Here is a 23,720-nt window from a genome sequence, read left to right on the forward strand (position 1 = left end):
TGCCCCGGTCAGCGGACGGCGCCGGATTCCAGCGTCACCCGCGTGGCGGCCTTCTGGCCGGCATCGCTCTGTGCCGTCACCACCACCTCGAACACATCGCGGCTGCCGGCCGGCGGAAGCCCCGTCAGCGTGCCGGTCTGGGGATCGATCTTGAGCCAGCTCGGCAACGCGGTGCCGTCCGCCAGCGTGGCCGTAAACGCCACGCTGCTGCCCGCCGGTTTCTCGAACACAGCGCCGGCCTCGAAAGTCACGCCGCGGACCGGGTCGGCGCTGATCTGGCTGATCGGCCGCACCGCGACCAATCGTCCGTCACCGCCACCCGCGCCGGCACTGGCACTGGCGGATGCACCGCCGGCACCACCCGTGCCGCCAGTGGACTGACCCGTAGCCGAGCTGTCGCCGGTGATCCCCGCCGAGCCACCTGCGCCGCCGGCAGCGTTTGCGCCACCGGTGTCGACCAGGCCACCCGCATCTGCGGCACCGGTTGCACCAGCGGTCCCGGCGGTGCTGCCCGTGCCCGTTGTGCCCGTGGTGGCATTGGTGCGGCCTGCACCACCAGTGCCGCCAGCCCCACCCGATGCGCCATCGGCAGCCGAACCGCCCCCCGCACCGTTCGCACCGGCGGAGCCGAATCCGGCATTGCCGCCTGAAGTACCCCCACCGAAGCCACCACCAAGGCCCCCCGAGGAACCGAATCCGCCCGAAAGACCTGCGCCCTCCGGCGAGCCGGCCGAGCCTGCCGAGCCCGACGACGACACGGGGACGGTCAGCCCGCCGCCAATCACGGTCAGACTGCCCGGCTGGACCACCGCGGCACCGGTCGAGACCGGTGTGGGTGCGACCACGGGCGCAGTCACCACCCGCGTCTGCGTGGCCAGGTTCTCGGCCTTCACGCTCGGCGAAGGCTTGACGGTCAGACGGCCGTCGACAAAACCCAGCTCGTAGTTGTCGGCCGTGCCCTGGCCGGCCACGATGGCGTAGTCGCCCGGAGGCAGGCCGTTGCCGGTGGGCGCGGTCAGCGTCACGTCACGCACCACGCCGGCATCGTCGGCGTACTTGAGCTGGCTGGCGTCGACGCTGTAGCTCAGCGCCGGGTCGCTCTCGCCCGCGGTCTTGCTCTTGTCGTCGGCCGTCACGGTCAAGGCGGCCTTGTCGACGCTCAGCGTGCCGTCGACCGACACGATGGCGTAGTTGGCCGCCGTCGCACCCGAGAGGGTGATCACGTGGCTGCCCGCGGTCGCCTGCGCACCCGTCGCGGTGCTCAGGCCGACACCCGTCACCACGGCGGCGGTGTCGCTGTACTTGAGCTGCGAGGCGTCGACGGAGTGGCTCAGCAGCGGATCCGCGTCGCCGTAGGTCTTGTGCCGGTTGTCGGCCGTGACGGTCAGTGCCGCCCGGTCCACCGCCAGTTCGCCGTCGAGCACGGTGATGACATAGTTGTCCGCCACGCCCTCGCCGACGATGCGGTGCGTGCCCGCCGTGGCCGCTGCGCCCGTGGCGGTGCCCAGCGTCACGCCGTCGGCCACGGCGACCGTGTCGGTGTACTTCAGCTGCGCCGTGTCGAGGCTGTGGGTCAGCGTCGGATCGGCGTCGCCGTAGGTCTTGCGCTGGTTGTCGGCCTGCACGGTCAGCGCCGCCTTGCCGACCACCATCTGACCGGCCGTGAACTGGCCCACGCGATAGTTGTCACCGACGGCGAGCGTGCCGATGTCGATGGCATGCAGCCCGGCCGTCGCTGCCGCCCCCACCGCGGTGGAGAGCGCGCCGGCAAAGACATCGGCGGCGCTGTCGCCTTCGGCCAGCCCCAGGCCACCGATGCCGAACGTCAGCACCGGGTCGGCATCGCCGTAGGTCTTGGCCTTGTCGTCGGCACGCAACTCGAGGGTGCGCGCCGTGATGTCGGCGGTGGTGCCGGCCTGGCCGGTGATGCTGTAGTTGCCGAGGTCGGCGCCGGCGTAGCTGCTGGCCAGCGTCACGGTCTTGCCCGCGCCGACGTTCTTGTCGGCAAACGTGCCCGTGGCGCGCAGGGTCAGGTCGTCGCCCGTCACCAGCCCGTTCAGGCTCGCGGCGCTCGTGTCGACCCTCGCGGCGGTGTTGCCGTCGTAGACCTTGCCGGTCGCCGTCACGCCCGTGACCGTCAAGGCCTTGGCGGTGATGTCGGCCGTCGTGCTCGTCTGGCCCGTGATGGTGTAGTTGCCAAGGTCGACGCCGCCGTAGCTGCTGGTCAGCGTCACGGTCTTGCCCGTGCCGACATTCTTGTCGGCAAAGACACCCGTGGCGCTGAGCGTCAGGTCATCGCCGGACACGAGGCCGGCGAGGCTCGCGGCACTCGTGTCGACCACCGCGGCGGTGTTGCCGTCGTAGGTCTTGCCGGCGGCCGTCACGCCACTGACCGTCAGGGCCTTGGCCGTGATGTCGGCATGGGTCGTGGTCCGGCCGGTGATGCTGTAGTTGCCCGCATCGGCGCCGTCCAGGCTCAGGCTGTCGATCGTCACCACCTTGCCCGTGCCGACGTTCTTGTCGGCAAACGCTGCCGTGGCCAGGCTCGTGTCCAGGCCGACGGCATCGGCGCCGATCACGCCGACCAGGCTGCCGGCGCTGCCGACGGTGGCCAGGGTGTTGCCGTCGTAGACCTTGCCGCCGGCCGTCGCGCCGGTCACCGTCAAGGCCTTGGCGGTGATATCGGCGCGGGTCGTGGTCTGGCCCGTGATGCTGTAGTTGCCCGCATCGGCGCCGTCCAGGCTCAGGCTGTCGATCGTCACCGCCTTGCCCGTGCCGACGTTCTTGTCGGCAAACGCTGCCGTGGCCAGGCTCGTGTCGAGGCCGACGGCATCGCCGCCGATCACGCCGACCAGGCTGCCGGCGCTGCCGACACTCGCCACGGCCGTGCCGTCGTAGACCTTGCCACCGGCCGTCGCGCCGGTCACCGTCAAGGCCTTGGCCGTGATGTCGGCGCGGGTCGTGGTCTGGCCCGTGATGCTGTAGTTGCCCGCATCGGCGCCGTCCAGGCTCAGGCTGTCGATCGTCACCACCTTGCCCGTGCCGACGTTCTTGTCGACGAACGCTGCCGCGACCCGGCTGGCATCGAGGCCGACGACATCGTCGCCGATCACGCCGACCAGGCTGCCGGCGCTGCCGACACTCGCCACGGCCGTGCCGTCGTAGACCTTGCCGCTGGCGGTAGCGCCGGTCACCGTCAAGGCCTTGGCGGTGATGTCGGCCGTCGCACTCGCCTGGTCGGTGATGCTGTAGTTGCCGAGGTCGGCGCCGTCGTAGCTGCTGCTCAGTGTCACCGTCTTGCCCGTGCCGACGTTCTTGTCGGCGAAGACACCCGTGGCGCGGAGCGTCAGGTCGTCACCGGTGATCAGCCCGGCGAGGCTCGCGGCGCTCGTGTCGACCATCGCACCGGTGTTGCCGTCGTAGACCTTGCCCGATGCCGTCACGCCGCTGACCGTCAGAGTCTTGGCCGTGATGTCGGCCGTCGTGCCGGCCTGGTCGGTGATGCTGTAGTTGCCGAGGTCGGCACCGTCGTAGCTGCTGCTCAGCGTCACGGTCTTGCCCGTGCCGACGTTCTTGTCGGCGAAGACACCCGTGACGCGGAGCGTCAGGTCGTCACCGGTGATCAGCCCGGCGAGGCTCGCGGCGCTCGTGTCGACCGTCGCACCGGTGGTGCTGTCGTAGACCTTGCTGCTGGCCGTCACGCCGCTGACCGTCAGCGCCTTGGCCGTGATGTCGGCCGTCGCACTCGCCTGGTCGGTGATGCTGTAGTTGCCGAGGTCGGCGCCGTCGTAGCTGCTGCTCAAGGTCACGGCCTTACCCGTGCCGACGTTCTTGTCCGCGAACGTGCCCGTCGCGTTGAGCGTCAGGTCGTCGCCTTCCACCAGCCCGGCGAGGCTTGCGACTGCCGTGTTGACGGTCGCATTGACACCGCCGTCGTAGACCTTGCTGCTGGCCGTCACACCGCTGACCGTCAGAGCCTTGGCCGTGATGTCGGCCGTCGTGCTCGCCTGGTCGGTGATGCTGTAGTTGCCGAGGTCGGTGCCGCCGTAGCTGCTGCTCAGCGTCACGGTCTTGCCCCTGCCGACGTGCTTGTCCGCGAACGTGCCCGTCGCGTTGAGCGTCAGGTCGTCGCCTTCCACCAGCCCGGTGAGGCTTGCGACTGCCGTGTTGACGGTCGCGTTGACGCCGCCGTCGTAGACCTTGCCGCTGGCCGTCACACCGCTGACCGCCAGCGTCTTGGCGGTGATGTCCGCGCTCGTCGTGGTCTGGCCCGTGATGCTGTAGTTGCCTACATCCGCGCCGTCGTAGCTGCTGCTCAGCGTCACTGTCTTGCCGGTGCCGACGTTCTTGTCGCCGAATGCACCCGTGGCGTTGAGCGTCAGGTCGTCGCCCTCCACCAGCCCGGCGAGGCTTGCGCCGGCCGTGTTGACGGTCGCGTTGACGCCGCCGTCGTAGACCTTGCTGCTGGCCGTCACACCGCTGACCGTCAGCGCCTTGGCCGTGATGTCGGCCGTCGTGCTCGCCTGGTCGGTGATGCTGTAGTTGCCGAGGTCGGTGCCGCCGTAGCTGCTGCTCAAGGCCACCGTCTTGCCGGTGCCGACGTGCTTGTCCGCGAACGTGCCGCTGGCGCTGAGCGTCAGGTCGTCGCCTTCCACCAGCCCGGCGAGGCTTGCGCCGGCCGTGTTGACGGTCGCGTTGACACCGCCGTCGTAGACCTTGCTGCTGGCCGTCACGCCGCTGACCGTCAAGGCCTTGGCCGTGATGTCGGCCGTCGCACTCGCCTGGTCGGTGATGCTGTAGTTGCCGAGGTCGGCGCCGTCGTAGCTGCTGCTCAGTGTCACCGTCTTGCCCGTGCCGACGTTCTTGTCGGCGAAGACACCCGTGGCGCGGAGCGTCAGGTCGTCACCGGTAATCAGCCCGGCGAGGCTCGCGGCGCTCGTGTCGACCGTCGCACCGGTGGTGCCGTCGTACACCTTGCCGCTGGCCGTCACGCCGCTGACCGTCAAGGCCTTGGCCGTGATGTCGGCGCTGGTCGTGGTCTGGTCGGTGATGCTGTAGTTGCCTGCGTCCGCGCCGCCGTAGCTGCTGCTCAGTGTCACCGTCTTGCCCGTGCCGACGTTCTTGTCGGCGAAGACACCCGTGGCGCGGAGCGTCAGGTCGTCACCGGTGATCAGCCCGGCGAGGCTCGCGGCGCTCGTGTCGACCGTCGCACCGGTGGTGCCGTCGTAGACCTTGCTGCTGGCCGTCACGCCGCTGACCGTCAGCGCCTTGGCCGTGATGTCGGCCGTCGCACTCGCCTGGTCGGTGATGCTGTAGTTGCCGAGGTCGGCGCCGTCGTAGCTGCTGCTCAAGGTCACGGCCTTACCCGTGCCGACGTTCTTGTCCGCGAACGTGCCCGTCGCGTTGAGCGTCAGGTCGTCGCCTTCCACCAGCCCGGCGAGGCTTGCGACTGCCGTGTTGACGGTCGCATTGACACCGCCGTCGTAGACCTTGCTGCTGGCCGTCACACCGCTGACCGTCAAGGCCTTGGCCGTGATGTCGGCCGTCGTGCTCGCCTGGTCGGTGATGCTGTAGTTGCCGAGGTCGGTGCCGCCGTAGCTGCTGCTCAAGGTCACGGCCTTGCCCGTGCCGACGTTCTTGTCCGCGAACGTGCCCGTCGCGCTGAGCGTCAGGTCGTCGCCTTCCACCAGCCCGGTGAGGCTTGCGACTGCCGTGTTGACGGTCGCGTTGACGCCGCCGTCGTAGACCTTGCTGCTGGCCGTCACACCGCTGACCGTCAGAGCCTTGGCCGTGATGTCGGCCGTCGTGCTCGCCTGGTCGGTGATGCTGTAGTTGCCGAGGTCGGTGCCGCCGTAGCTGCTGCTCAAGGTCACGGCCTTACCCGTGCCGACGTTCTTGTCGGCGAACGTGCCCGTCGCGCTGAGCGTCAGGTCGTCGCCTTCCACCAGCCCGGCGAGGCTTGCGCCGGCCGTGTTGACGGTCGCGTTGACACCGCCGTCGTAGACCTTGCTGCTGGCCGTCACACCGCTGACCGTCAGAGCCTTGGCCGTGATGTCGGCCGTCGTGCTCGCCTGGTCGGTGATGCTGTAGTTGCCGAGGTCGGTGCCGCCGTAGCTGCTGCTCAAGGTCACGGCCTTACCCGTGCCGACGTTCTTGTCGGCGAACGTGCCCGTCGCGCTGAGCGTCAGGTCGTCGCCTTCCACCAGCCCGGCGAGGCTTGCGCCGGCCGTGTTGACGGTCGCGTTGACGCCGCCGTCGTAGACCTTGCTGCTGGCCGTCACACCGCTGACCGTCAGCGCCTTGGCCGTGATGTCGGCCGTCGCATTCGCCTGGTCGGTGATGCTGTAGTTGCCGAGGTCGGTGCCGCCGTAGCTGCTGCTCAGCGTCACTGTCTTGCCGGTGCCGACGTTCTTGTCCGCGAACGTGCCCGTCGCGTTGAGCGTCAGGTCGTCGCCTTCCACCAGCCCGGCAAGGCTTGCGCCGGCCGTGTTGACGGTCGCGTTGACACCGCCGTCGTAGACCTTGCTGCTGGCCGTCACACCGCTGACCGTCAGAGCCTTGGCCGTGATGTCGGCCGTCGTGCTCGCCTGGTCGGTGATGCTGTAGTTGCCGAGGTCGGTGCCGCCGTAGCTGCTGCTCAAGGTCACGGCCTTACCCGTGCCGACGTTCTTGTCCGCGAACGTGCCCGTCGCGCTGAGCGTCAGGTCGTCGCCTTCCACCAGCCCGGCGAGGCTTGCGCCGGCCGTGTTGACGGTCGCGTTGACGCCGCCGTCGTAGACCTTGCTGCTGGCCGTCACACCGCTGACCGTCAGCGCCTTGGCCGTGATGTCGGCCGTCGCATTCGCCTGGTCGGTGATGCTGTAGTTGCCGAGGTCGGTGCCGCCGTAGCTGCTGCTCAGCGTCACTGTCTTGCCGGTGCCGACGTTCTTGTCCGCGAACGTGCCCGTCGCGTTGAGCGTCAGGTCGTCGCCTTCCACCAGCCCGGCAAGGCTTGCGCCGGCCGTGTTGACGGTCGCGTTGACGCCGCCGTCGTAGACCTTGCTGCTGGCCGTCACACCGCTGACCGTCAGCGCCTTGGCCGTGATGTCGGCCGTCGCATTCGCCTGGTCGGTGATGCTGTAGTTGCCGAGGTCGGTGCCGCCGTAGCTGCTGCTCAGCGTCACTGTCTTGCCGGTGCCGACGTTCTTGTCCGCGAACGTGCCCGTCGCGTTGAGCGTCAGGTCGTCGCCTTCCACCAGCCCGGCAAGGCTTGCGCCGGCCGTGTTGACGGTCGCGTTGACACCGCCGTCGTAGACCTTGCTGCTGGCCGTCACACCGCTGACCGTCAGCGTCTTGGCGGTGATGTCCGCGCTCGTCGTGGTCTGGCCCGTGATGCTGTAGTTGCCCACATCCGCGCCGTCGTAGCTGCTGCTCAGCGTCACTGTCTTGCCGGTGCCGACGTTCTTGTCGCCGAATGCACCCGTCGCGCTGAGCGTCAGTTCGTCGCCTTCCACCAGCCCGGTGAGGCTTGCGACTGCCGTGTTGACGATGGCGTTGACGCCGCCGTCGTAGACCTTGCCGCTGGCCGTCACACCGCTGACCGTCAGCGACTTGGCCGTGATGTCGGCCGTCGTGCTCGCCTGGTCGGTGATGCTGTAGTTGCCGAGGTCGGTGCCGCCGTAGCTGCTGCTCAAGGTCACGGCCTTACCCGTGCCGACGTTCTTGTCCGCGAACGTGCCCGTCGCGCTGAGCGTCAGGTCGTCGCCTTCCACCAGCCCGGTGAGGCTTGCGACTGCCGTGTTGACGGTCGCGTTGACGCCGCCGTCGTAGACCTTGCTGCTGGCCGTCACACCGCTGACCGTCAGAGCCTTGGCCGTGATGTCGGCCGTCGTGCTGGCCTGGCCGGTGATGCTGTAGTTGCCGAGGTCGGCACCGTCGTAGCTGCTGCTCAGCGTCACGGTCTTGCCCGTGCCGACGTTCTTGTCCGCGAACGTGCCCGTCGCGCTGAGCGTCAGGTCGTCGCCTTCCACCAGCCCGGTGAGGCTTGCGACTGCCGTGTTGACGGTCGCGTTGACGCCGCCGTCGTAGACCTTGCTGCTGGCCGTCACACCGCTGACCGTCAGAGCCTTGGCCGTGATGTCGGCCGTCGTGCTGGCCTGGCCGGTGATGCTGTAGTTGCCCGCACCCGCGCCATCCAGGCTCAGGTTGCCGAGCGTCACCGTCTTGCCGGTGCCGACGTTCTTGTCGGCGAACTCAGCGGTCACCTGGCTGGCGTCAAGGCTGACCGCGTCGCTGCCGATCACGCCGACCAGGCTGCCGGCGCTGCCGACCGTGGCCAGGGTGTTGCCGTCGTAGACCTTGTCGACGGCCGTCGCGCCGGTCACCGTCAGGGCTTTGGCCGTGATGGTGGCCGCCTGGCTGCCGGCCGCGAGCACGTAGTTGCCCGCTTCGGTGCCGCTCAGGCTCAGGCCGCCGAAGGTGACGGCGCTGGCATCGGCCACGTTGACGCCGTTGTAGGTGGCGCTCGCGGTGCCGACGAGGCTGACGCTGTCGCCGGTGTAGCGACGGCCATCGCCCGTGCTGCCGCTGCCGACCGCCTCGGCCGCCAGCAGGGCGGCGCTGCCGATCGGGGTGGCTTGGGCAGTGCCGTCGTAGACCTTGCTCGCGGCCACGCTCAGGCCCGTCAGGGTGACGGTCTTGGGCGTGATGTCGGCCGTGACCGAGTCGGTGCTGATGGTGTAGTTGGCCGCGTCGGCGCCGCTCAGGCTCAGGCCGCCGAGCGCGACGCTCTTGGCGGTGCCGACATGGCGATCGACGAAGCTGCCCGAGGCCGTGCCGCCGATGGCGAGCGTGTCGCCGGTGAGGTATTTGCCGTCGAGGTTGGTGGCGCCTCCGCCGGTCAGGCTGGCGGTGCCGCTGACCGTGGTGGTGGTGCTGCCGTCGTAGACCTTGCTGTCGGCGGCGAGGCCGGCCACGTTGATCGCCTTGGCCTGCACCGTGAGGGTGGCGCTGCCGGTGGTGACGGCGATCTGGTAGCCCAGATCGCTGGTCAGCGTGCCCTGGCCGCTGAGCGTCAGGGTGTGCGAACCGACCGGGATGAAGCCCGCGCCGGACGCCGTGTAGCTGCTCGTGGAAGAGGCCAGGCTGCCGGTGGTGGCGCTCGCCAGCGTGTCGCCGTCGATCAGGCCGCTGATGTTGACGCCCGGGGCGCTGCCCGGCTGGCCGTAGGTGATGGTCGAACCCGCGCCGAGCGAGGCGGTCAGGGTCGGCGCCACGCTGTACAGGAACCAGTCGCCGGCGCTGGCATAGGCGGGGTCGGAGCCGGCGCTGTAGCTCTGGTTGTAATGCTTCGAGTAGCCCGTCATGCCCTCGGTGGTGTCGACCGGGCTGGCCGAGTACACGAGGTAGCGGCCGGTGCCCGCGTCGATGCCGGTATCGGCGGCGACGTTGTTGACGAAGTCGCCTGCGGCGGCCATGACGAGCGTGCCGCTGGCGTTGGTGACGGCCTGGTCGAGCACGACGTCGGTGGCGCTGCCGGCGGCCTGCAGCGTCATGCCGCTGGTGGTGGTGAGCCCGTCGACGGTGCCCACCGATCCCACGGTGAGGTTGCCGCTGCTGGTGCGCACGTTGGCCGTGCCGACCGTGCCGGCCAGCGTGCCGATGGTGTTGCTGCCGGCGTTCAGCGCCACGGAGCCGGTGCCGTCGAGCAGCAGTTGCGTGGCGTTGAGCGTGTTGCCGGCGTTCTGCGTCAGCGCCGCGCTGCCGTGGGCGGCGAGTTGCAGCACACCGGTCGCTGCGGTGATCGATGCGCCGTTGGCGAGCGTGATGGCACCGTCCGTGCCGGCCACGGTCAGCGTGCGGCCGGCGGCCTCGGCCGAGGTGACGGCGCCCGACAGCGTCGTGCCGCCGCTGCCGCCTTGCAAGGTCAGGTCGGCGTCGAGGCTGCTGCTGCCGCTGCGCAGCATCGCAGCCTGCGTGAAGTCGAGTGTGCCGACGGTGGTGGCGCCGCTCTGGTCGGCGCGGCCGAAGACGATCTCGGCAAAGCCGCTGGACTGCTGGATCACGCTGCCCATCTCGGCGCCGGTCATCGCCAGGCCGCTGCCGCTGGCGCTGCCCAGGTCGACCGCGATGCTCGCGTCCGATGCACCGACCGAGAGCGTGGCCGTGTTCGAGCCCTGCAGCACGGTGTCGCTCTGCAGCGCCAGCCCGCCGGCCAGCCCGGTGTAGCCGCGGGTTTGCAGCGTGAGCGACTCGGTGGCGCTGCTGCCGATCGTGGCGCCTTCGTTGAAGCGGATGCCGCGGCCGTTGCCGGCCGCGTCGATGCCCTGGTTGACCACCGAGATGCTCGCGCCGTCGAGGTTGGACAGGCGGATGTCGCCGGCGTCGTCGGACGTCTTGTCGGTGCTGGCCAGCAGGGTCAGGCTGACGCTGCCGGTGCCCGCATCGATGTGGCTGCCGGCCTGCTGGACGATCTCGGCCACGCAGGTGGCGCAGTCGGCGTCGACCACACCGGCGGCCAGGCTCTGGTTGGCGATGGCGGTGAAGTTGCCGTTGTCGGTGCGAATGTCGGCATAAAGGTGGATCGAGCGACCCGCCTCCAGCGTCAGGTCGCCGCCGTTGCCGCCGGCCGAGGTGGTGATGTCGCGCAGCACCGTGATGTCGTTGCTGGCCTGCAGCGTGACGTCGGTGCCGGCATCGAGCAGGCCCGTGAGGGCCGCCGGCGTGATGACCACGTCTTCACCGGTGTTGGCCGAGAAGCCCAGCAAGCCGGTGCCGGTGTTGCCGCCCACGCCGGTGTAGCCCGCGTTGTCGCCGGCAAACCAGCTGCCGGCCCAGTTGGCCCCGCCGCCGGTGTTGACCTGATCGGCGCTGTCGGGCGCGGTGTTGCTGTCGCTGACCAGCGTCAGCGCCAGCGCGCGGCTGCCGTTGTTGCCACTGGTGGTGTTGGGCGTGGTCCAGATCAGCGGCCGCCAGGCGACCTGCTCGGCGCCGGTCACGGCGGTGGGCAAGAGCGTGGCGTGCACGTCGGTGCTGTAGCTGTAGCCGTCAAAGCTCGACGTGTTCATGCCGTCGGCTGCGGAGGCGAATCCGATCATGCTGTTGCGCCAGCTCACCGGCCCTGCGGCGCCCTGCGCACCGGACAGCAAGGTGATCGCACCCACGCCGGGCACGCCGCAATAGGCCAGGTTGCTCAGCAGCAACTGGTCGCCGGTGGCCACGCTCTGCCCACTCACGTTACGGGTCAGCGAGATCAGCTGGGCGCCGACGCCATCGCCGGCGACGTTGCCGACCACGCTGTTGGCGGCCGAGACCACCGCACCGGTACCGCCTTCACCAAATGCGTGGCCGGTGCTGCCGTCCACCCAGGTCACCGCGCCAGCGCCGGCACCACCGCCGGCGATGTCGTTGGCATTGGTCCAGTCGGACGTGCGCACGAGGTAGTTCGTGTAGCTGCCGTCACTGAGCACCTGGACGCCGGAATAGATGATGGCGGTGTAGTACCAGGGGTCGTAACTCGACAGGCCTCGGCCGACGTGGTCGCCGGCACTGGCCCCGACCAGGCTGTTGCCGACGCCGACCTCGCCGACGATGCCGCCTGCCGTGCCGTAGGTGACGGCGCCCACTTGCGAGGTGGCGCCGTTCGACCACCAGGGGCTGGCCACCACGTAGTTGCCGGCGGCCAGCGCCGTGATGCCGGAGGTCACATAGTGTTGAAGTGAGTAGGGGTCGACGAAGGCCGCATACGACACCGCGTCGCCATGCTGGGATCCGACCAGCGAGTTGCTCGCGCTGATGCTGCCGCCGGCGCTGCCATCCTTGAGCAGCCCGTTGCTGCCGTCGATCCAGGTGGCGGCGCCGAGCGAGCTGGGGGCTGAATAACTGTCCCAGGCGGCGGACTGGTTCCAGAACGGCGAGCCGATCACGGCATTGCCGTCGGCCAGCACGGTGACACCGCCCAAGCCGACGCGGTCACCGGCCTGATCGGAACGGCGGTCGGTCCAGTCGTACGAGAAGTTGGAGCCGACCAGTCGATAGACATAGTCGCTCGGCAGACTGAAGCCGAGACTGCCCGAGGCGATCTCACCGACCAGGCTGTTGGCGGCCGACACCGTGCCGGTCACGCCGGCCGTGCCGCTGCCCCAGGTGACGGCACCGCGCTCCTCGTTCCACTGCGGATTGATCAGCAGGAAGTTGCCGTTGGCGAGCTCCGCCACGCCGTCGAGCGGAAGGCGAAAGCCCAGCACATCGTCGGTGTGGTCACCGACCAGGCTGTTGGTGGCACCGAGCGTGCCACCCTGGCTGGCATCGGCCAGCGTGCCGGTGGCGCCGTTGATCCAGGTGACGGCGCCGGCGCGCGTGGCGCTGCCGTTGTTCCAGCTCGGGCTGCCGATCAGCGCGTTGCCGTTCGACAAGGTCGCGACGATGGGTTTGGCGTTGTAGGCGAAATGGCTCGTCAGGTAGCCCCAACCGTCGGACTCGATCTGCGTGCTCGCCACCGAAGTCGTGCCGTAGTTCTTGCCGGCCACCGGATAAGTCCAGGTGCTGCCGTTCCAGTAGGCGAAGGTGACGTTCCAGCTGGTGCCGAGCTGATAGGGCCCGAGGTTGCGTGTGCCGGTGGGGGAGTAGCTGTCCGAGTTGCGGCTGCTCACGACCGGCACAACCCAGGTGCTGTCGGCCAACGTGCCGAGGCGGTCACCGGCCGACACCAGGGCTGTGTGGGTGGCGTCGGTGAAAACGTCCTGGGTGCTCCCGACCAGGCTGTTGCCCGCACTCACGGCGCCGGTGGGCGCACTCGCGCCGAGCCAGCTGATCGCGCCGCGGCCGTTGCCCCAGCTGGGGCTGATGGCCAGGAAGTTGCCATCCTGCAGGGCCGTGCCGAGCAGGCCGACGTGGTCGCCGGTGGTGGTGAGTTGATAGGTCGTGTCGGTATAGACAGCAGCGTTGACGGTGTGGCTGCCGGTGACCGTGGCGTACTGGTCGGAGGTGCTGCCCACCAAGCTGTTGCCCGCGCTCACCGAGCCGGCGATGCCGGCGCTGCCGTCGGCCCAGGTCGCGGCGCCCTTGCCGGCATCCCAGCTCGGGCTGCGCACGACGTAGTTGCCGTCGGCGAGCACGTCGACGGTGGCGGTCGGGTTGGCGTACCACGGCGTCGTGATCGGCGAGGCACCGTCCACTGGGTTCCCCAGCACGCGCGAGTACGAGCCGACGTAGCTGCCGACGTAGTCGCCGGTATTGCTGCCGACCAGGCTGTTGGTGCTCGAAACCGCGGCGCCGTTGGCGCTGCTGCCGTGCACGTCGCCGTTGCTGCCGTCGACCCAGGTCACCGCGCCATAGGCGGTGGTCGAATACTGCGCGCTGCTGCGGTTGCCCCACAGCGGGCTGAGCACGATGTAGTCGGTGCGCAGGCCATCCGCACCTGTGGCGCCCACGCCGATGGCGCCGCCCGAGCCGACCTGTTCATAGTCATCGCTGCCGACAAGACTGTTGCCGGCCGAGACCGCCCCGCTGACGCCGCTGGTGCCCGAACCCCAGGTGACGGCGCCGGCATCGGTTGCGCCGGCAGCGGTGTTGTCCCAGGTGCTGGAGACGACCGCGTAGTGGCTGCCGCTCAATTCGAGCACCGACGCGCCCACGCCATCAGACGCCGTGCTGCCCACCAGGCTGTTGGCGGCCGACACGCTGCCGGCGACACCCGCTGCGCCGTCGCCGAACGTGACCGAGCCGCGGCTGCCGCTCCACGAGGTGTCGACCACCAGGTAGTTGCCGTTCGCCAGTTCGGTGATGCCGTCGGTGGTCGCGAAGGTGCGTGTCGACGAGGTGGTGCTGTAGCTGTACGGGCTGGGCACGAGGTCGTAGGTGGCGGTCGGCGTGCCGATGCTGTTGCTGCGTGCGCCCAACCCATCCCCCGCACCACCGATCAGGCTGTTGCCGCCGCCCACGGCAGCGCCCGTGCCGGCCTCGCCGAAGGCCCGGCCGGTGCTGCCGTCCACCCAGGTGACGGCCCCGTTGGGAGCGTTCTCGAGATAGCGCCCGACCGCGGCATTGCCGCTGTCGGTCCAGTACGGACTGGCCACCAGGTAGTTGCTGTCGATGGCACCCACCGGCGTCACGCCACCGCTGCCGACGAAGTCGTAGGCATTGCTGCCCACCAGGCTGTTGCCGCTCGACACCACCCCGGCCGTGCCTCCCGCACCGGACCAGGTCACGGCGCCGGCATAGGCCGCAGCGCCGTTGCTCCACTGCGGGCTCGCGATCACGTAGCTGCCGTCGTCGAACAGCGTCAGGTTTCTGCCGATGGCGTCGCCGCCGGCACCGGGCGGTGTGCTGCGCCGGTTGGTGGCGCCGGCCGTGTAGGTGAAGGGGAGCGAGGCGTCGAAGCCGATCACGTAGACCTTGTCGCCGCTGGCATCGGTCGACACCGGCGCCAGGGTGCGGATCGGCGTAGCCCCTGTCGTGGCCACGCTGGCCGACACCTCGGCGCCCGCTGCACCGGTGAACAGCGCGCCGGTGGCGCCGTTCATCCAGGTCACTGCACCGCGGCCGTTAAACCAGTTCGGCGTGGCGATGGCGACATTGCCGTCGGCCAGTTCGTGCACGGTGGTCGTGCCGGCAACGGCCACATCGCCCCACGGCTCGTAGGTGGACACCTTGCCGAGCTGGTCATTGGCGGTGACCGACACGCTGGCTCCGGCCGTGACGGTGCTGCCGCTGTAGCTGTAGCTCGTCACGCTGTCGGTGTTGGCGGTGCTGCCGACCAGGCTGTTGGCCGCACTCACCAAGCTGCTGCCGGCCGCCCCGGTGGCACTTTGCCAGGTGATCGCACCGGCCGACGCCGTGCTGCTGGCCGTGATGGCGTAGGCGCTGGGTGTGCCGATGGTGGACGAATCGCTGGTCGACGTACCGAAGACGTTGACGCCGCTGACCGTGCCGTACTGCGGGCTCAACACCAGGTAGTTGTCGTTGCCCAGTACCTGGATGCCGGCGCTGCCGACGTGATCGCCCGCGCCGCTGCCACGCAGGTTCGACAGCAGGGCGCCGTTCGAACTGTCGAACAGGTAGACCGCGCCGGTGTCGGCCGTGGCGGCGGTGTCGGCGTTCGGTGCGGTGATGACGACGTTGCCGTTGCCGAGCACCTGGGTCACGGTGCCGAAGCCGCTGGTCGCGTCGGGCGTGGGGTCGTCCATCGCCAGGCTGGCGATCGAGCTGGCGGCGTTGTCGACGATGATGTTGCGCGGATCGAGCAGCAGGCGGCCGGCCTGGCCCTGCGGCGCCGACAGGTCGGCCGTGCCGGCGAAGATCAGGTCGCCCTTGCCCGACACCTCGGCCTGGCCGCCGTCACCACCGGCGCCCGCGCCGCGTGCGAAGACGTGGCCGCCGAAGGTGGTGCGGTCGTCCGACCAGACCACCACCTGGCCGCCGTCACCCTGCACGCCGGCATCGGCGCGCAGCACGGTGCTGGCGTTGATGCCGACGTTCAAGGCGTTGGCCAGGTCGGTGTCGTGGCCCTGGAAGCCGCCGCCCACCCGCACCCGGCCGCCACCGGCCTGGCCGCTGGCGTCAAGGTTGGCCGCGCGCAGCTGCACGCTGTCGGCGCTGACGGCGATCTCGCCGCCGACCGCCGCGGCCCCGGTGCCGCGGGCGCTGATCTGCGCCGAGCTGTAGACGACGCCCGCGGCGCCGTCATCGGCGGCGATGCGCACGCTGCCACCGCCACCCGCGCCGTCGGCATTGAGCGTGGCGGAGGCGGTCTGGATCGTGGTGTCGGCGCTGATCGCGATCCGGCCACCGGCACCCTGGCTGGCGCTGGCGTCGATGCGGCCCGACTGGCTGACGAAATCGGCGCCGACCCGCACGCTGCCGGCCTGCGCGCCGCTGGCGTCGAGCGTGCCGGAAAGGTCGACCGTGCTGCCTTCGACGTCGATGCGCCCGGCGCCCGCCTTCACCGTGCCGCCGGCCGAAACCAGCCGCACGCCGCCGTCGTGTTCGACCAGTTCGGTGGCGCCCGCGCTGCCGGCCACGGCCTGTTCGAGCAGGCGGTTGGCGGCGCCGGCACTCAGGATCACCCGGCCGCCTTCGGCCTGCACCAGCTGGCGGTTGGCGACCAGCGCCTTGACGCTGGCCGGATCGACCTTGACACCCAGCAGCTGGTTGCCGCCGAGGTCGAGCGTGACCGCGTCACCGGCGGCCAGCGCCACCGTGCCGAGCTGGGCGCTGATGACGCCTTCGTTGATCACCTCGGGCGCCAGCAGGGCCACGTAGCCGCCGTCGGCCTTGAGCGTGCCCTGGTTGAGCACCTTGCCGAGCGCGTCGCCGCGCACGAAATTGAGCTTGCCCGACATGAAGTCGGCGTCGGCCAGATCCAGCGAACTGGCCACCAGGCCGCCCACGTCGACCTGCGAGCCCTTGCCGAAGACGATGCCGTTCGGGTTGACCAGGATCACCTGACCGTTGGCATTCAGGCGGCCGTGGATGGCCGACGGATCGGCGCCGAGCACGCGGTTGAGCGTCACCGACTGGGCGTCGGGCTGCCGGATGTTGACCTGGGCCTGCGCGCCGATGTCGAAGGTCAGCCAGTTGATGGCCGCGCGCACGCTGGTCTGCTGGATGTTGAGCGCGTTGCCGTTCTGGCTGATGCCGGCCTGGCCCGCCACCACCGTGCCGCCGCTCGGCAGCGCGTTGACCGCCGGCGGCCCCGCCGCCTGCACCCCCGATCCCGTGCCCAGCAGCGTGACGGCGAGCACCGCGCCGACCACCGACGAGCTGCGCTTGCCGCGCCCACGGGCGAACTCGGCCACGGCGACAAAGGCGCCGACGATGTCGTTCCAGACCAGGCGATAGACGCGATTCATGGAGCCGGGGCCGTTTTTCATGGTTCAACTTTCTGACGATCGGATGGGCGTCGCGCAGTGACGCCGTCATCCAGGAACTGGGGGTGTGCGGGGCGGAGGGCGGGCGGGCCGCTCAGAAGGTCTTGAGCGCGGAGACGAACAGGCGCGGGTTGCGCCTTGTGCCGTCGCCGTCGGCGTCGGTGGCCAGGTTGCGGGTCGGGTTGCTGCCGTGGCGCCAGGCCAGGCTGGCACGCACCAGCACCGCGCTGGGTTTGCCCCAGGTCACGCCGACGCCGCTGCCGGCCAGCGTGTAGCGGTTCGGGCTCAGGCTGGCGACGTTGAGCGTGTGGTCGCGGGTCAGCCAGGCGCGGTCGTGGAACAGCGCCACCGACAGATCGGCTCCGTATTGACGGCGCCACTCCAGGCTCAGCAGCCGGCCGTCGTCGCCGCTGGGCTCCGAGCTCGAATAGGCGCGCACCGCCGAGGTGCCGCTGGCGAGGAACTTCTCCGACGAATCGAGGTTGCCGCTGGCGAACTGGCCCGACAGCTGGGCCGACAGCGTGTTGACCCGGTCGATGCGCTGCAGGCGCGTCAGCGAGGCGTTGAGCTTGCGGAAGCGGCCTTGCCGGTCGGGGCCGTTGGCGATCTGGTCGGACGCCAGGTCGCCGGCATTGCCGCCGAGATCGAGCCGGCCCAGCGTCAGGCCGAGGCTGAACTGGGTGATGCCGCCGCCGAAGGCGTCGTCGAGCCATTCGCCGTCCAGGCCCAGGGTGTTCAGGTTCAGGCGCTTGTCGTTGAGCGCGATGCCGGCCACGGCGTTGTCGAACCGCTTGCGGTCATGGCCAAAGGTGGCGTTGAGCTTGCCGGCGGTGCTGCGCAGCCAGGGGTAGTTCAGCGTCAGGCCCAGCACGCCGGCGCCGCCGGTGTAGCGGGTGCCCGACAGGCTGTAGCCGTAGTGCAGGCGCGAGGCCGAAGCGCCCACGCGCAGGCCGTCGTGGCCGACCGGCAGGCTGTAGGCGGCGCGCCCGTAGGTCGAACCGCGACTGGTGTTGACCAGCACCTGCACCTGGTCGCCCAGGCCCAGCGGGCTGTTGACGGTGCCGCCCAGCGTCAGACGCTCGGCGCCGCTGGCCTTGGAGCCGGCGTTGTCGATCTGGGCCAGGCCGGCGTAACGCGGGGTGTCCTGCACCGACACCACCAGGCGCGACTCGCCCGCCTTGTCGCCCGGTTCGAGCAGCGAACTCGCGCTCAGGCCCGGCATCTCGTTGAGCAGGCTGACGGCGCGCTGCACGTCGTCCGGCCGCACCGGTTCGCCGATCTTCTGGCGTGCGCCCATGTAGGCCAGCACCTGCTCGTCCGACAGGTGTCGGCCCGCCTGCGGGCGGTCCACACGCACCGCGCCGAGGCGGCCTTCGAGCACCGCGATGGTGACCGCCCCGTCGCGGATGTCCTGGTCGGGCAGATAGGCACGCACCAGGAAACCGCGCTGGCGGTAGACCTCGGCCACCGCGTCGGCGGCGCGGCGCAGGTCGGCAAAGGTCGACGGCTTGCCGATCCAGGCGGCCAGCGCGGCCTGCAGGTCGGTCTCGGGCACCAGGGTCGCGCCGGTCAGGCGAAAGCTGCCGACCTGCACCCGCGCACCCTCGGCGGTGTCGGTCGGTCCCTGGGGCTTGGGGCTCGGCAGGGCCGGCGCCGGCCGAGGCGTCGGCTGGGTGCGCTCGACATCGAGCAGCAGGTTGCCCGCATCCGGCGCGGTCTGGGCCTGGGTCAGGGTGCACGCCAGCAACAGGCCGGCAGACAGGCCGCGAACGGCGGGGGGCAAGGAGTTCATGGTCATTTCGGTGGTTTCGGCACCGGCCACGGCGCAGACGGCATGGATCGGGGGCGAAGACGTGGCGGGATGCGGCTCTGACAAAAATGAAAATCGCGCAAGCCAGTCTAGAAATACCCCTGCGAATCGATGGGTCGAACAGACTGGAGAAAACCTCGCAGTTGCCGATTCGGGCGGTATCGGTCGGGAATGCCCCCAACTGAAGGCCTGTCCGGGTCTTTCTTCGGGCCTTGGCATCAGGCATGCTTGGTTCCAATCGAAATCAGCCGCACTTGGCTTTCGTGTTTGGAGGTCCGCATGAACCGCAGCCCGTCCACCGATCTGGTCCCCACCCAGAACGCCCGCCCATCGGCGATCCCGATCGCCCAGATGCGTCACCTCTACCGTCTCGACGAGGTCGAGAAGCGGCTCACCAAGCTGCCGACCAAGGAGCATGAGCACCTGCGCGCCACCTACGAGCGCATGCTCGAGAAGGGCCCGGAGCGCTTCCAGGTCAAGCCCTCGTCGCTGCCGGCGATGGATCACCTGTACAGCACGCTGCCCAACTTCCATCCGGTGCTCGACGACGTCAAGCGCCAGCTCGCGCTGTGCGAGGACAGCCGCGACGCGCTCGAGATCACGCCGATGCTGCTGCTCGGCCCCCCGGGTGTCGGCAAGACCCACTTCGCCCGCGAGATCGCCCAGCTGCTGGGCACCGGCATGGGTTTCCTGTCGATGAGTTCGCTGACCGCCGGCTGGGTGCTGTCAGGCGCCAGCTCGCAGTGGAAAGGCGCGCGGCCCGGCAAGGTGTTCGAGACGCTGGTCGACGGCTCGTACGCCAATCCGGTGATCGTGGTCGACGAGATCGACAAGGCCGGCGGCGAACACGCCTACGACCCGCTGGGCGCGCTCTACAGCCTGCTCGAGCACGACACCGCGCACAGCTTCGTCGACGAATTCGCCGAGGTGCCGATCGACGCCAGCCAGGTGATCTGGGTCGCCACCGCCAACGACGAGCGGTCGATCCCCGGCCCGATCCTCAACCGCATGAACGTCTACGAGGTGCACTCGCCCGACCGCGACGCGGCGCGCGCCATCGCGCTGCGGCTCTACCAGGGCATCCGCCAGTCGCACGACTGGGGCCAGCGCTTCGAGGCCGTGCCGTGCGACGACGTGCTCGACGCGATGGCCGCGCTCGCCCCGCGCGAGATGCGGCGCAGCTGGATGACCGCCTTCGGCAACGCCAAGCTGGCGCGCCGCGAGCGCATCGAGGTGGCCGACCTGCCCGATCAGGGTGCGGGCAAGCGCAACCCGATCGGCTTCGTGCACTGAATCAGACCGCGGCTCGAATCCCCGCCGGGCCGGCCGTCAGATGCCGGCCCGGCTTCATTCCGGTGCACGGTGCAGCACGCGCCGCAGGCCGGCCAGGTCGAGCACCCGCAGGCCGCCGTATTCGATGCGGATCAGGCCCTGCGCCTGCAGCGTCTTCAGCGCCTCGTTGACCCGCTGGCGCGACAGCCCGACCAGATACGCCAGCTCCTGCTGCGTGATGCGCAGCACCTCGCCCACGCCGGGGTAGAGCACCGGGTGGAACAGCGCGGCCAGGCCGCGCGCCACCTTGGTGTCGGGGTCGTTGAGGCGGTCGATCTCGCGCGCGGCGATGAACTGGCCGAGCCGCTCGTTGAGCTGGTTCATCACGTAGCGGTTGAAGGCGATGCTGCGGTCGAGCAGCCACTCGAAGGTGGTGGCCGGCAAGCCCGCCACCACGCTCTTGCGCAAGGGCTCGATGTTGTAGCGGTAGACCTCGCGCTTGAGCAGCGTGCCCTCGCCGAACCAGGCGCCCGGCGGCACGCCGGTGAAGGTGATCGAGGTGCCGACCGAGCTGTCGTTGCTCATCTTGAGCAGGCCGTCGACCACGCCGAACCAGAAGCTCGCCGGCCGGCCGATCTTGCAGACGAAGTCGCCCACCGCCGCATCCACCACCTGCAGGTCGGCGATCACCCGCTCGCGTTCGTCGACTGCCAGCACCCTCAGCCACGGCACCATCTCGAGTTCGTCGCGGGTGGCGGCGCGCGCGCGCTGGCGCAGCGGCTCGCGCGTCGGCCGCGATGCGGTCTGGAAGGAGGGGTCGACGGGGGCCATGCCGGCGAGGTGACGCGTCCAAGTTGACGAGGCACTGACAAGTGCCTGTGCAACACACCTGGGAAAGTCCCGCCCGGGGTGTCCCTTAGATTGTCGTCCGGCCGACAACCTGACGTCAAACATCTGCCTACGATCGCGCACCATGCACCCCGGTGTGGTCACTGCCGACCCCACCGACCCGAGGAGATCACCGGTGTCCACCACATTCCCGCGCCTGCTGCTTGAACACGCCGCCCGACGCCCCGATGCGCCGGCGCTGCGCGAGAAGGAATACGGCATCTGGCAGACCTGGAGCTGGCGCCACCTGGCCGAGCAGGTGCGCCTGATCGCCGGCGGCCTGGCCGCGGCCGGCCTGCAGGCCGGCCAGCACATCATCGTGGTCGGCGACAACCGCCCACGCCTGAGCGCCACCATGCTCGCCGCACAGAGCCTGGGCGCGATCCCGGTGCCGCTGTACCAGGACGCGGTGGCGGCCGAATTCGTCTTCCCGGTCAACAACGCCGAGGTCGCGTTCGCGGTGGTCGAGGACCAGGAACAGGTCGACAAGATGCTCGAGATCCGCGAGCACTGCCCGCAGCTCGCGCACATCTGGTTCGACGATCCGCGCGGCCTGCGCAAGTACGACGAGCCCGGCCTGGCCTCGCTCGAGGCGCTGATGGCCGAGGGCCAGGTGCATGCGCAGCGCCACGCCGGCTTCTTCGAGGCGGCGATCGAGCGCACCCGGGCCGACGACGTGGCGGCGATGTTCTTCACCTCCGGCACCACCGGCAACCCCAAGGGCGTGGTGCACACGCACGCGTCGCTGATCGACCGCTCCGGCGCCGGCGCGCGTTTCGACAAGCTGACCGAGCACGAGGAGGTGCTGGCCTACCTGCCGCCGGCCTGGATCGGCCAGAACTGCTTCAGCTACGCGCAGTGGCTGGTGTGCGGCTACGTCGTCAACTGCCCCGAGTCGGCCGCCACCGTGACGATCGACCTGAAAGAGATCGGCCCGACCTACTACTTTGCGCCGCCGCGCGTCTTCGAGGGCCTGCTGACCAGCGTGATGATCCGCATGGAAGACGCCAGCCGCATCAAGAAGTGGCTGTTCGAGCGCTGCATGGCGCTGGCCCGCCGGGTCGGCCCGGCGCGCATGGACGGGCAACAGCTGGGCGCGCTCGACCGCTTCAAGTACGCGCTCGGCGACCTGTGCATCTACGGCCCGCTGCGCAACTCGCTGGGCATGAGCCGGGTGCGCGTGGCCTACACCGCCGGCGAGGCGATCGGGCCCGACCTGTTCACCTTCTACCGCTCGATCGGCATCAACTTGAAGCAGCTCTACGGCTCGACCGAGACCGCCGTGTTCGTCTGCCTGCAGCCCGACCACGAGGCCCGCGCCGACACGGTGGGCGTGCCGATCGAGGGCGTGCAGATCAAGCTGGCCGACAACGGCGAGATCCTGGTCAAGAGCGGCGGCCTGCTCAAGGAGTACTACAAGAACCCGGCCGCCACGGCCGAGGTGCTCAACGCCGAGGGCTGGTATCACACCAGCGACGCCGGCTTCATCGACGCGCACGGCCACCTCAAGATCATCGACCGCGTCAAGGACGTCGGCCGGCTGATGGGCGGCGCCAACGACGGCGCGATGTTCGCGCCCAAGTACGTCGAGAACAAGCTGAAGTTCTTCCCGTACATCAAGGAGGCGGTGGCCTTCGGCGACCGGCGCGAGCGGGTCTGCGCCTTCATCAACATCGACGTCGAGGCGGTCGGCAACTGGGCCGAAAAGCGCAACCTGCCCTACGCCGGCTACACCGACCTGGCGCAGAAGCCCGAGGTCTACGAGCTGATCCGCGACTGCATCGAGAAGGTCAACGCCGACCTGGCGCAGGACACCTTGCTGACCGGCAGCCAGATCAGCCGCTTCCTGGTGCTGCACAAGGAACTCGACGCCGACGACGGCGAGATGACGCGCACCCGCAAGGTCAAGCGCGGTTTCATCAACGACAAGTACAAGGTGCTGGTCGACGCCCTCTACGACGGCAAGACCGAGCAGTTCATCGAGACGGTGGTGAAGTTCGAGGACGGCCGCAGCGGCAGCGTCTCGGCCACCTTGAAGATCGGCGACGCCCGGACGTTGCCGGCAGTGCGGAGGGCGGCATGAGCGGCACGAACGACAAAGAGATCGGCGACGTCATCCTCGACGTCAGGAACATCAGCCTGCGATTCGGCGGCGTCAAGGCGCTGACCGACATCAGCTTCAACGTGCGCGAGCACGAGGTGCGCGCCATCATCGGCCCCAACGGCGCGGGCAAGAGCTCGATGCTCAACTGCATCAATGGCGTCTATGCGCCGCAGGAAGGCAGCATCACCTTCCGCGGCCAGACCTTCGGCCACATGAACAGCCGCCAGGTAGCCGAGATGGGCGTGGCACGCACCTTCCAGAACCTGGCGCTGTTCAAGGGCATGAGCGTGATCGACAACATCATGACCGGGCGCAACATGAAGATGAAGTGCAACCTGTTCCAGCAGGCGCTGCGCATCGGCGCGGCCGCCCGCGAGGAAGAGGCGCACCGCGCGCACGTCGAGCAGATCATCGACTTCCTCGAGATCCAGGCCTTCCGCAAGACGCCCGTGGGCCGTCTGCCCTACGGCCTGCAGAAGCGCGTCGACCTCGGCCGCGCGCTGGCGATGGAGCCGCAGGTGCTGCTGCTCGACGAGCCGATGGCCGGCATGAACGTCGAGGAGAAGCAGGACATGTGCCGCTTCATCCTCGACGTCAACGACGAGTTCGGCACCACCATCGTGCTGATCGAACACGACATGGGCGTGGTGATGGACATCTCCGACCGCGTCGTGGTGCTCGACTACGGCAAGAAGATCGGCGACGGCACGCCCGATGAAGTGCGCGCCAACGAGGACGTCATCAGCGCGTACCTCGGCACGAGTCACTGATGACCCCCACGCTTGCCACTTCGTGCGCT

General features: G+C 69.5%; 6 protein-coding genes. 3 read left to right on the forward strand and 3 right to left on the reverse strand.

All coding sequences use genetic code 11. From position 1 onward, the window contains the following. Positions 1-8: 8 nt before the first annotated feature. Together LCHO_RS17100 and LCHO_RS17105 are read right to left on the reverse strand one after the other, a co-directional pair. Positions 9-16,850 carry a YDG domain-containing protein gene (locus tag LCHO_RS17100; protein ID WP_012348435.1) on the reverse strand — a complete coding sequence of 5,614 codons (16,842 nt, stop codon included), beginning with the start codon at positions 16,848-16,850 and terminating at the stop codon, positions 9-11. Between the two features lie 91 nt (positions 16,851-16,941). Continuing rightward, the gene (locus tag LCHO_RS17105; RefSeq protein WP_150105513.1) at positions 16,942-18,639 is read right to left on the reverse strand and encodes a ShlB/FhaC/HecB family hemolysin secretion/activation protein; all 1,698 of its coding nucleotides are present in this window, start codon (positions 18,637-18,639) and stop codon (positions 16,942-16,944) included. A 297-nt stretch (positions 18,640-18,936) separates the two neighbouring features. Between LCHO_RS17105 and LCHO_RS17110 the strand changes: the two genes are divergently transcribed. Further along, the gene (locus LCHO_RS17110; protein ID WP_012348437.1) at positions 18,937-19,950 is read left to right on the forward strand and encodes an AAA family ATPase; all 1,014 of its coding nucleotides are present in this window, start codon (positions 18,937-18,939) and stop codon (positions 19,948-19,950) included. A 54-nt stretch (positions 19,951-20,004) separates the two neighbouring features. On the opposite strand, the gene LCHO_RS17115 is transcribed toward LCHO_RS17110, so the two are convergent. Next, positions 20,005-20,760, reverse strand: a complete 756-nt coding sequence (locus LCHO_RS17115; protein WP_012348438.1) for a Crp/Fnr family transcriptional regulator — start codon at positions 20,758-20,760, stop codon at positions 20,005-20,007. A gap of 193 nt (positions 20,761-20,953) precedes the next feature. On the opposite strand from LCHO_RS17115, the gene LCHO_RS17120 reads away from it, so the two are divergent. After that, positions 20,954-22,900 (forward strand): AMP-dependent synthetase/ligase, encoded by a 1,947-nt coding sequence (locus tag LCHO_RS17120; RefSeq protein WP_012348439.1) that lies wholly within the window; start codon positions 20,954-20,956, stop codon positions 22,898-22,900. Next, the gene (locus tag LCHO_RS17125; RefSeq protein ID WP_012348440.1) at positions 22,897-23,691 is read left to right on the forward strand and encodes an ABC transporter ATP-binding protein; all 795 of its coding nucleotides are present in this window, start codon (positions 22,897-22,899) and stop codon (positions 23,689-23,691) included. The genes LCHO_RS17120 and LCHO_RS17125 overlap by 4 nt, the downstream gene beginning before the upstream one ends. Positions 23,692-23,720 lie beyond the last annotated feature (29 nt).

Source organism: Leptothrix cholodnii SP-6, assembly GCF_000019785.1.
GTDB classification, from domain to species: Bacteria; Pseudomonadota; Gammaproteobacteria; order Burkholderiales; family Burkholderiaceae_C; genus Sphaerotilus; species Sphaerotilus cholodnii.

Bases quoted from the DNA above. Each gene is read 5' to 3' on its own strand.
- LCHO_RS17100 (WP_012348435.1), bottom strand. From the start codon at position 16,850: ATGAAAAACGGCCCCGGCTCCATGAATCGCGTCTATCGCCTGGTCTGG.
- LCHO_RS17105 (WP_150105513.1), bottom strand. From the start codon at position 18,639: ATGAACTCCTTGCCCCCCGCCGTTCGCGGCCTGTCTGCCGGCCTGTTG.
- LCHO_RS17110 (WP_012348437.1), top strand. From the start codon at position 18,937: ATGAACCGCAGCCCGTCCACCGATCTGGTCCCCACCCAGAACGCCCGC.
- LCHO_RS17115 (WP_012348438.1), bottom strand. From the start codon at position 20,760: ATGGCCCCCGTCGACCCCTCCTTCCAGACCGCATCGCGGCCGACGCGC.
- LCHO_RS17125 (WP_012348440.1), top strand. From the start codon at position 22,897: ATGAGCGGCACGAACGACAAAGAGATCGGCGACGTCATCCTCGACGTC.